This window comes from Streptomyces sp. NPDC002476 (assembly GCF_042889785.1).
GTDB lineage: Bacteria > Actinomycetota > Actinomycetes > Streptomycetales > Streptomycetaceae > Streptomyces.
On the sequence record NZ_JBIARH010000008.1, the window covers coordinates 144,505 to 154,873 of the forward strand.

The window sequence follows — 10,369 nt, forward strand, 5'->3', positions numbered from 1 at the left end:
CACCCGTGACCACGAAGAATCCCGCCGACGCCGGCAGCCGGCTCAAGTCCGACACCTCCACGGGAGTGTCGGACTGGCAGGACCGCGTGCTCGAGCTGGCACGCGCCCTGCACGCGCATCCCGAAATCGCCTTCCAGGAAACCGAGTCCGCCGCGGCGATCACCGAGCTGCTCACCGAGGGCGGATTCACGGTCGAGCGCGGCACGGGAGGTCTGCCGACCGCGTTCACCGCCACCGCGGGCAGCGGCGAACTGACGGTCGCGCTCTGCGTCGAGTACGACGCGCTGCCCGAGGTCGGTCATGCCTGCGGCCACAACCTCATCGCCGGCGCCTCGGTGTCCGCCGCGCTGGCCCTGGCCCCGTACGTCGACGAACTCGGCATCACGCTGAAGGCGATAGGCACCCCGGCCGAGGAGCACGGCGGCGGCAAGGCGCTGCTGCTGGAGGCCGGCGCGTTCGACGGGGTGGGCCTGGCCCTGATGGTCCACCCGGTGCAGGACGGGGTCGGCTACAACCCCGCAGGGAGCACCGCGCAGGCGGTCGGCCGGTACCGGGCCGTGTTCCGGGGACGTGCGGCGCACGCCGCGGCCGCACCCCACCAGGGCGTGAACGCCGCCGACGCCGCCACGCTCTCCCAGGTGGCCGTCGGTCTGCTGCGCCAGCAGCTGCCGGGCGACCAGCGGGTGGCGCTGTTCGTCTCCGAAGGCGGCGTCGCCACCAACATCATCCCCGAGCGGGCCGTCGTCGACTTCGAGTGCCGGGCGTTCACCCTGCCCGAGTACGAGGCGCTGCTGGAGCGTGTCCGGCGGTGTTTCGAGGGCGCGGCCCTGGCGACCGGCGCCGAACTGACCGTCGAGGCCACCGAACCGCTCTACGAGCCGCTCGTGCAGGACGACGCGCTGGCGGGCTTCTGGACATCGGCCATGGCCGCCTTCGGGCGGGACGTCACCTCCGGCGACCGGCTCGCCGGCGGTTCGACCGACATGGGCAACGTCAGCCAGGTCATCCCCAGCCTGCATCCATGGCTGAGCATCCCGGGAGTCGATGTGCCCATCCACTCCCACGCCTTCGCGGCCGTCGCCGACACACCCGTGGCGTACGACATGATGTTCGAGGCCGCCCGTGCGCTCGCCTGGACCGTCGTCGACGCGGCGGGCGAAGCCGAGCACCGGCACCGGTTCATCGCCGCGGCCTACCGCCGTGACGTCGTCAAGGAGGCGGCGGCGACATGAGCAGCCCCACCGCCGCGGCCAAGGACCGCGTCGCCGGGTCGCGTCAGACCCTGCCGATCGCCGCCCTCGCCCTGGTCATCGCCCTGGTCGTGCAGGCCCTCGGGCAGCTCGACATCGACCTGGGCATCGGCTCCGTCATCGTCTTCCCCATGGTGTGGGGTCTGATCCTGGGCCTGCTGGTGTCGGTCCAGAAGGTCCGCCCCCTCGGCATCCGTCTCCAGAAAGTGGCGTCCGCGCTCGTCGGCGTGGCCGTGATGCTCCTGGTCGCCCGGCTCGCCTTCAACATCGGCCCCAGCCTGCCGACACTCGTCAAGGCCGGGCCCGCGCTGCTGCTCCAGGAGATCGGCCATCTGCTGGGCACGGTGGCCGTCGCCCTGCCGCTCGCCGTCGCACTGCGCCTGGGCAAGGCCACGGTCGGAGCCACCTTCTCGCTGGACCGCGAGCCGTCTTTCGCGATGGTCTCGGAGAAGTACGGGCCGGACTCCGACCAGTACCGCGGTGTCCTGGCCATGTATGTGTTCGGCACGATGTTCGGAGCGGTGTTCATCACGCTCCTGACCTCGCTGGTGTCGAACTGGAACATCTTCGACCCACTGGCCCTCGCCATGGGCGCCGGAGTCGGCTCGGGATCGATGATGGCCGCGTCCTCGGCCAGCATCGTGGCCGCGTACCCGGGGCACGAGGAGGCCATCCTCGGCATGGCGGCGGTGTCGAACCTCATCACCACCATCCTCGGGGTCTACGTGGGCATCTACGTGGCACTGCCGTTGGCCGACCGGTTCTACCGCTTCCTCACCCGCCGTCAGGACGCCCGCACGCCGGAGGCGACGACGCCCGACGCCCTCTCCGCCCCGGACGGCCCGACGGACGACGCCGCCGCGAACCGCGCCTTCCGAGAGGAAGTCGCCGCCGCCTCGGGCGAGATCAGGATTCCGCTCTGGCTGTCGCTCGGCGTCCTGACGGTGCTCGGCCTCGGCACCGCCTCGGTCGCGGCCGGCACGATCGGCTGGGACATCGTCGGCGGCTACGCCGTGCTGCTGGGGCTGGTGCTGCTCGGTCTGTTCCTCGCCAAGGTCAGCCGGAAGATCTCCGCGATCGTGTGGATCACCACGGTGGGCGCGTACGTGTCCAGCCCGTGGTTCTTCGCCTCCGGCAGCCTCAACAGTCTGGTCGGATCGGTGGACTTTCTGTCCATCGCCACGATCATGCTGACCCTCGCGGGACTGTCGCTGGGCAAGGATCTGCCGTTGCTGCGCCGCATCGGCTGGAAGATCATCCCGGTCGGGCTCGTCGCGATCACCGCTTCGTTCCTGCTCTCGGCAGTGATCGCCGAGTTCACCCTCGGCGCGTGGGGCTGATTCCCTCCTTCACGCCGCGGGCATGACCGCCCGACGGCTTTGCCACCAGGGCGTGTTTCGAAAGTCCCGTCCGGCCCGCAACGCCTGAGGGCTGTCCCGGAATCCATGGCGGGCGTGCGACGACGCTCCTTTCGAAACACGCCCTGGCGCCGCCGGCTTCCCGGCCGAGACCGTCCGCACGATCACGGTGCGACGCGGATGGAGGAGGAATCATCAGCGCGTTCGACCTGGCGGAGCCGCTCGCCGTGGTGACCGGGGCCCGGTGCGGCATCGGGCGGGCGATGGTGCGTGCGTCGGCCCGGGCCGGATGGCGCATGCTGAGGCCGCGGCGACCGCTTGTTCCTCCAAGCAGCGGTCGGTCGGCCGCCCTGTACGGTCACCGCTCTCGCCCCGCCGTCCCCCGACGCGGAGTTCGCGTCCGTGTCACGGCGACTGGAACGCAGGGCATCCTGGCCGGGTGGACCAGGTGGACAGCCTGCGACGACATGCTGACAGCGGGATAGGATGCGGCCGAGAAGTACCTTTTCGGCCAGGAGAGGTGCGCCAGGACAGGACACGATGGCCGCCCGAGGAGGACCGGATGCTGCAGGCGCTGGGACTGGGCCCTGCCGAAGAGGTCGTCTACACGACTCTGCTGGCCTGCCCGGCGGCCTCCGCGCAGGACCTCGCCCGGCAGAGCGGTCTCGACGAGGCCGAGACCGCACGCATCCTGCTCGACCTGACGGCACGCGGCCTGGTGGCGGTCGCCACCGAGTCCGCAGCGGCCGACTCCGACGGTTGCGGGGTCGATCTCCAGTCCGCCCACTACCGGCTCACCCCGCCCTCGGTAGCCCTGGCCCCACTCCTTGTGGCGCAGCGCAACGCGCTGTACCAGGCCGAGACCGCGTTCTCGATGCTGACCGAGCAGTACCGCACCACCAACGCCCAGACAGCGGGCGGTGTCATGGAAGTGGTCGTCGGCGTGGAACAGGTCGCCCACCGATTCCACCAACTGCAGTGCGGCGCCCAGCGGGAACTGCTCGCCTTCCTGGTGGGCACGCCCATCGCGGTGCCGCGTGAGGAAGCCGACGTCTCGGAGAGTTCCGCGCTGGACCGCGGGGTCGACTTCCGGGTGGTGGCCGACAAGAACTATCTGGACGGTCACGACGTGGTGCGGGACGTGCGGGCGGCCATCACGACAGGCGTTGAGCTTCGGCTGGTCGACTCGCTGCCGCTGAAGATGCTCGTATCGGACCGGGAGCGTGCCATGGTGCCACTGGACATGGCGGACTCCGACGGCGAGCCGAGCGCGATCGTCGTGCACCGCAGCGGCCTGCTGACGGCTCTGGTCCATCTCTTCGAGAAGGAATGGGCCCAAGCCCGGCCGATCTACACCACGACCACGGGTGTGCGCGAGGAGCCGGCAGCCGATCAGCAGCCGACCGAGGAGGAACGGGAGGTTCTCGCCCTGCTGCTGGCAGGGATTTCCGACCGGCGCGCGGCCTCCCAGCTCGGGCTCTCCATACGGACGGTGGAACGACGGATGCGCCGTCTGATGGATCTCGCCGGAGTGGAGTCGCGCCTGCAGCTCGGGTGGCACGCCGCACGTGCGGGCTGGCTCTGACCTTTTCCTCGGCTCGAAGGCCGAGGTGTCCCCTCCGTCCGCAGGCGTTCCTCCGTCCGCAGGCGTTCCTCCGTCCGCAGGCGTTCCTCCGTCCGCCGGCGTTCCCCCGTCCGTCGGTGGGGCCATCCTGTGCGGACGAACCGTCAACTCCCTTGCATGTCTCCCTCTTTGCCATCGGTGATCCCGTGGTCCGGGGTGCCGGCACGACCGGAACAGCGGTACGTACCCCCGCGGTCCCGACCAGGTGCAGCCCCTCGAAGCCAAAACCTGCGCCGAGGTTTCAACGGGATCGGTCCGTCAGCCGTCCGCCGCCCCCGCGACCTCGACCCGGACGAGCAGCGGTCGCGCGGCGAGGAACCGCCGTGGCTCCCGGAGACGGAGAGCGAAGCCCGGGGCTCGAACTGTTTGCCCACCGGCTCCCGGAGCCCACTGCCCGCACCCTCGCCTCCTGACGGGCCATGGTCGACGTTCGGTTCGGCGCGCAGCCGGCTCCTGAGCCGCCGGGTGCGTCGCGGTCGGAACTCACCCCGTATACAAGGAAGTTGGCACGTCGGGAAGCTTCCGCGGAGGCCGGGGAACGGTACTGGCCAAGGTGTGGGAAGCGTGCCGCGTGCTCCTTCGGCGAGATGCTCCGAGCGATCACCGGCCCGGTGGCGCACGCCCTCGTCCGTCGGCCTCGAAGTCCCACCGAGCCGACGAACCGGCCGAGGCGTCTGAGTGGCGGAGACCCGTCACGTGGGAAATCCGTCACGCACGGCACCCCTGAGTGATCCGCATGTCTGCCAGGATGCAGCCGCGGCATGGCATGTTCACGGAATCAACTAGGGAGACTCATGCGCTCCATAACGCGTATAGCGCTGGGCGCGGCGACCGCCGCCGTCCTGGCAGTCACCGGGGTCGCGCCTTCAGGGGCAGCGGACACGCCACCTGACGGAAGCTCGGGGAAGCGCCCCATCACCGGCAGCGGGGCCACGGCAGCGGGCGGAAAGCAGGTGACCGTCACGCTCGTCACCGGCGACAAGGTGCTGGTGACCACGGACACGTCGGGCCGCAGCTCGGCGGCCGTGCTGCCCCGCGAGGACGGCACACAGCCGATGGTGCAGACCTATCAGAGGGGCAAGGACCTCTACGTCTATCCGGAGGGCGCCTCTCAGGCGATCGCTCAGGGCAAGGTCGACGAGCAGCTGTTCAATGTCACCGGGCTCATCCGTCAAGGATACGACGACACGCATACCGACACGCTGCCGCTCATTGCCACCTACCGGGACAGTGTGAACGTCGCCGACAGCGCGCCGGCGGCTCCGCGCGGAGCCGAGCGGGGACTGAGCCTCCCGGCTGTGGACGGCGTCGCGCTCAAGGCCGGCAAGGACACTGCCGCCGCCTTCTGGCAGGACGTCACCAACCCGCGCTCACGTTCCGGTTCCACGCTGAAGAAGCTGTGGCTGGACGGCAAGGCCGAGGCCACGCTGGACCGGTCCACCACACAGGTGCACGCGCCGGAGGCCTGGGCGGCCGGCTACGACGGCAAGGGCACCAAGGTCGCCGTGCTGGACACGGGCGCGGATGCCGAGCACCCGGACCTGGTGAACCGGGTGGACGCGGCCAAGAACTTCACGGATTCCAAGACCACCGACGACTATGTGGGCCACGGCACGCACACCGCCTCCACGGTCGGCGGGTCCGGAGCGGCGAGTGACGGCCGCAAGAAGGGCGTTGCCCCCGGCACCTCCCTGCTCGTCGGCAAGGTCCTCAACGACGCGGGCTACGGCCAGGACTCCTGGATCATCGCGGGTATGCAGTGGGCCGTCGACCAGCAGGCCGACGTGGTCTCCATGAGCCTGGGCAACCCCAGGATCGGCGACTGCACCGACCCGATGGCCCAGGCCACCAAGCAGCTCGCGCAGAACAGCAACACCCTGTTCGTCGTCGCCGCCGGCAACTCCGGCCCGGGCACCGAGACCGTCTCCTCGCCCGGCTGCGTGCCCGGCGTGCTGACCGTCGGCGCCGTCGACCGCGACGACACCACCGCGCAGTTCTCCAGCCGCGGTCCGGTGGCGGTCACCCACACCCTCAAGCCCGAGATCGCCGCCCCCGGCGTCGACATCTCGGCGGCCAGTGCGGGCGGCCGCGGCGTCTATGCCTACCGGACGATGTCCGGTACCTCCATGGCCACCCCGCATGTCGCGGGCGCTGCGGCCGTCGTCCGCCAGGCGCACCCGGACTGGACCGCGCAGCAGATCAAGGCTGCCCTGGTCTCCTCCGCCCGCACCGGCGGCAAGGTCCCCGGCGCCGATCAGACCGGCGGCGGGGTGCTTGACGTGTTCGGCGCGGTGAACCAGAAGGTGCTCTCCGCGCCGGCTGTCCAGGCCGGCAGCTACAACTGGCCGCAGGACCCGTCGGACCGCACCACCGTGCAGGTGCCCTTCACCAACACCAGCGACAGCGACCTGACGCTCCATCTGAAGGTCAGCGGTGTGCACGGCAACGACGGCAGCGACGTCACCTCCGGAATCATCAAGCCAGCGGAGAACAAGGTGACGGTCCCGGCGGGAGCCACCGCTCAGGTGCCGCTGCAGATCGACCCCACCGCCCGTCTGAAGCCCGCCCAGTACGGTGCGGTCACCGGCCGGATCCTGGCTACCGGCGGCGATGTGCACGTCTCCGTGCCCGTCACCCTCTACGTCCAGCCGGAGACGGTCACCCTCCGGGTCAAGGTCGTCGACCGCAACGGCAAGCCCGCGACCGGCTCCTCCTCCCTGGACGTCGCCAGCCTCGACTCCGACGAGGGCGAGCGCCGCACCAACGCGGGTGCGCCCGAGCAGACCTACCGTGTGCGCCCGGGCGAGTACGCCATCAGCAGCTTCGTGACGACGCCCGACGCGAGCAACAAGCCCGAATCGGTCAGCTATCTCGCCCACCCGCAGGTGCGGATCACCAAGGACACCACCGTCGTCCTCGACGCCCGCAAGGCCCACCAGCTGAGCCTGCACACCGACCGCCCCTCGACGCTGCAGGGCACCACGCTGAACTACGCCCGCACGTGGGACGACACCTGGCAGCTCAGCGGAACACTCACGGCCGACGGCGCCGTGCAGAAGTTCTACGCGGACATCGACGGGCGCGCTCGGAAGGGCACCTTCGAGTTCCGGCCCACCTGGCGCGCGACCGGCTCCGAGGGCGGCTCGTCCTACGTCTACAACCTGTCGTTCCCGACCGAGGGGCCGCTGCACTCCGCTCAGGCCTACCAGCCCAATGACTCCCGGCTGGCCCAGGTCACCGAGACGTGGCACGCCATGGGCAAGGAGGCCGACTACATCGACGCGCTGTTCCTCCGTCCCTCCGGGAGCAGCTCCACCCAGATCCCCGTGAGCCTGTACCAGACGGTCCACGTGCCCGGTACCCGCACCGCCTACTACACGACCGGCGACGACGCCTGGTACCACGGTGCGATGACCAGCTTCCCGTTCGCCGCGTTCATGGGCGACCAGGGCCGCACCTACAAGGCCGGCCAGCGGAGCGCCGAGGAGTGGTACGGCGGCCCCCTGCGGCCGGCCGCGCCGCGCGACGCCGACGGCAAGCTGATGCTGACCGCCGAGCGGCAGGGCGACCTGATCGGCTTCCAGAACGCCCTCTGGGTCGACGGCTCCGGTGACCACTGGTCCTACGGCGGGTCGTTCGGCGACATCGGCAAGATGTCGCTGAAGCGCAATGGGGAGGAGATCGGCAGACTCGCCTATCCGTACGGGGTGTTCACCGTGCCGGACGAGGACTCCGCGTACGAACTCACCCAGCACCTGGAGAAGATCTACACCGGGGACCGCAACTGGCTGCGTTCCACCGCTGCCGACACCACCTGGAGCTTCCGCTCGCACCGGGAGCCGGACGTCTACTCCCGCGGCCTGCCGATCCTCCACCCGGCGTACGACGTGCCGGTGGACGGCATGAACACCCTTCCCGCGCAGAGCGGCATCAGGGTGGGCCTGTCGGTCGAGGGCCATGCCGGGTACACCCCGGGCGAGATCAAGTCGGCCTCGCTGTCGTACTCCTACGACGGCGGTACCACCTGGACCCAGGCGCCGACCGAGCAGCAGGACGGCAAGTGGACAGCCGTCCTCGACCACACCGGCGCCTCCGGCAAGCAGGTCATGACGAAGGCCACCTTCACCGACTCCAACGGCAACGCGGTCACCCAGACCGTCACCCGCGCCTACGACGTTCGGTAGCCACGCGGTTCGGCCGGGTGGGCCCCAGCACAAGGGCCCACCCGGCCACGCGGTCGTCCTCAACGGTTTCAGGTCCGCGAGGGCGTCGCTGAGGCGGTCGGCCGGGCAGGCCGCCGTCTTGTGCCAGTTCCGGCGAGCCGTCGGCCCGACCGTGCAGAAGCTGCTCCACCGGCGTCGAGGCATTCGGCCCGCGCCCCGGGCGGCCTCGCTCGGCGCGACGACGCATCATGCGCGCCGCGACCGAGTCCGCCCGGGCGATGCAGCCCCGGACCCGACGCGTGACCACACCAGGCTGCGTGGTCGGCGACCCATCCGGCCACGCGGACGCCGTTGTCGCAGATCAGCCCGATCGACTCGGCCAGCTCGGGGCTGGGGATCACGCCGACGCCGACCAGTACCAGGTCGGCGGGCACGACGCGGCCGTCCGCGAGCTCCACGCCGCCGACCCGGTCGCCGTGCGGAACGATCCGGCGGACGGTGGCGCCCAGCACGATGTCGATTCGGCCCCGTCCGGGTCGAGGTCGCAGGGGGTGACCCGGTAGCCGCGGCCGGCGAAGCCGAGAACGAAGGCGCGGCCCGGACCGCACGCCGCACCGGTCATCAGGATGATGCGACTCCGCGGGCGGAGGGCCACGGTGATCCGGCGTCGGCGATCGCGCCGTCGGACTCACCGATACCGCGCGGTGTCCGGGACCGCCCGACAGCCTGCCGCGATCAGCCGGTGATCGCGTTCAGCAAGGGCAGGTACCCTTCGCTGTGCCCGGCCTTGTTGGGGTGGTAGGACTCGTTGATCTTCTCCCACTCCAGGCTTGTCACCCAGGCCTGACCCTTGGAGCAGATCGTGTGCGGGTCGAACGCTGTGCGCGGGTCGAGGAAGGTGAACCCGGCCTTCCCGGCTTCGGACGCCAGAACCGAGTCGAGGGTGTCGGATCCCGAATTGAGTGCCGTCCGCTCGCGGTCACTCAGCCCGAGAATGCCGCAAGTGCCGCCGATCGTGTAAAGCCGGGGGTAGCCTACGACCACGACCTTGGCGTTCGGTGCCTTTGCCCGAATCGCCGCGTACGTGCTTGCCAGAGCACCTGGCAGACTGCTGGTCGCGGCGGCCTTCGCGGCCTCCACTCCGGCGATGCAGTCCTTGTCGTCGATGGTGAGGATGCAGTTCTTCAGCACGTCGACGAAGCCGACGTCGTTGCCGCCCACGTGCACCGTCACCAGTGTGGTGTCCGCGGTGAGCTGCGGAACCTGCTGGTTTGTCAGATCTGCAGTGGTCGCGCCGGAGCACGACGCCTCGACGAAAGAGTACGAGGGGTGCTGCTGGGCCCACAGCCGAGGGTACGTCGACGGGCCACGACGACACGGGTCGTCAGGGTTGTCGTATTCGCGTGTGCCGGGCGCGACGGCGTACGAGTCGCCGAGCGCCACATACTTGCCGGCGGCGGTCGGCTCGATGTCGGCGGCGTACGCACCCGGGACCGCGAGGCAAACGGCAGCCACCGCGACGGAGACCGACGCGAGGCACCTGCGAGCTCTTGACGAGCGCATGTTTCACTCCTGGAGTGTGTGAGAGGTTGCTGGAAGACCTGCCGGAGCAGGCGGAGCGCCGGTGCAGTGTGGTGAACGGGGGGTGAGCCCCAAGGCTGCCTCCCCGGGGCTCCGAGCCGTCCACGCGGCTCGGAGCCCCGGCGGACGCAGGACTCCGACCGGTTGGAGCACTTGAGGACCGTCGGCCCTGAACTTCTGCGATCAGAGCGTGGGCTTTGGCCTCGCTCCCGTCGTACCGGTTCGGGAACGCCGATCGCTGCACGCTCTGTGCCAGTTCGCCCGCTGTGAAACCGGGGTTGTCGGCATCGTTCGGAATGGCCTGATCCAGGAACGCGTTGGTGGCGTGCACCAGGTCCATGCACTCTTCCGGGGTGCCCCAGCCCTGACTCGGGCGCTGCTGGAAGACGCCGA

Annotated in this window: 6 protein-coding genes and 1 pseudogene; 5 read left to right on the forward strand and 2 right to left on the reverse strand. The window is 70.2% G+C overall.

What is annotated here, in order from left to right; all coding sequences use genetic code 11:
* Window positions 1-5 precede the first annotated feature (5 nt).
* From ACFYXM_RS12630 to ACFYXM_RS12650, 5 genes and pseudogenes are all read left to right on the forward strand, one after another.
* Window positions 6-1,232, forward strand: coding sequence for an amidohydrolase (locus tag ACFYXM_RS12630; protein WP_389289000.1), 1,227 nt, complete (start codon window positions 6-8; stop codon window positions 1,230-1,232).
* A complete protein-coding gene (locus ACFYXM_RS12635) occupies window positions 1,229-2,590 on the forward strand; it encodes a DUF3100 domain-containing protein (protein ID WP_389289001.1) in 1,362 nt (453 codons plus the stop codon). Before ACFYXM_RS12630 ends, ACFYXM_RS12635 begins: the two co-directional genes overlap by 4 nt.
* A 212-nt stretch (window positions 2,591-2,802) precedes the next feature.
* Window positions 2,803-2,898, forward strand: a pseudogene (locus tag ACFYXM_RS12640) (2-deoxy-D-gluconate 3-dehydrogenase); the annotation flags it as partial.
* 272 nt (window positions 2,899-3,170) lie between these two features.
* On the forward strand, window positions 3,171-4,193 hold the full coding sequence (locus ACFYXM_RS12645) for a helix-turn-helix domain-containing protein (RefSeq protein WP_389289002.1): 1,023 nt from the start codon (window positions 3,171-3,173) through the stop codon (window positions 4,191-4,193).
* Between the two features lie 833 nt (window positions 4,194-5,026).
* The gene (locus ACFYXM_RS12650) at window positions 5,027-8,416 is read left to right on the forward strand and encodes a S8 family serine peptidase (RefSeq protein WP_389289003.1); all 3,390 of its coding nucleotides are present in this window, start codon (window positions 5,027-5,029) and stop codon (window positions 8,414-8,416) included.
* A gap of 68 nt (window positions 8,417-8,484) precedes the next feature.
* Here ACFYXM_RS12650 and ACFYXM_RS12655 read toward each other — a convergent pair whose 3' ends face one another.
* On the reverse strand, window positions 8,485-9,087 hold the full coding sequence (locus ACFYXM_RS12655) for an FAD-dependent oxidoreductase (protein ID WP_389289004.1): 603 nt from the start codon (window positions 9,085-9,087) through the stop codon (window positions 8,485-8,487).
* A 43-nt stretch (window positions 9,088-9,130) separates the two neighbouring features.
* Window positions 9,131-9,958 (reverse strand): SGNH/GDSL hydrolase family protein, encoded by an 828-nt coding sequence (locus ACFYXM_RS12660; protein WP_389289005.1) that lies wholly within the window; start codon window positions 9,956-9,958, stop codon window positions 9,131-9,133.
* Between the last annotated feature and the right edge of the window lie 411 nt (window positions 9,959-10,369).

Excerpts from the sequence above, each read along its gene's own strand:
- ACFYXM_RS12635 (WP_389289001.1), top strand. The coding sequence starts at position 1,229 with ATGAGCAGCCCCACCGCCGCGGCCAAGGACCGCGTCGCCGGGTCGCGT.
- ACFYXM_RS12645 (WP_389289002.1), top strand. The coding sequence starts at position 3,171 with ATGCTGCAGGCGCTGGGACTGGGCCCTGCCGAAGAGGTCGTCTACACG.
- ACFYXM_RS12660 (WP_389289005.1), bottom strand. The coding sequence starts at position 9,958 with ATGCGCTCGTCAAGAGCTCGCAGGTGCCTCGCGTCGGTCTCCGTCGCG.
- ACFYXM_RS12650 (WP_389289003.1), top strand. The coding sequence starts at position 5,027 with ATGCGCTCCATAACGCGTATAGCGCTGGGCGCGGCGACCGCCGCCGTC.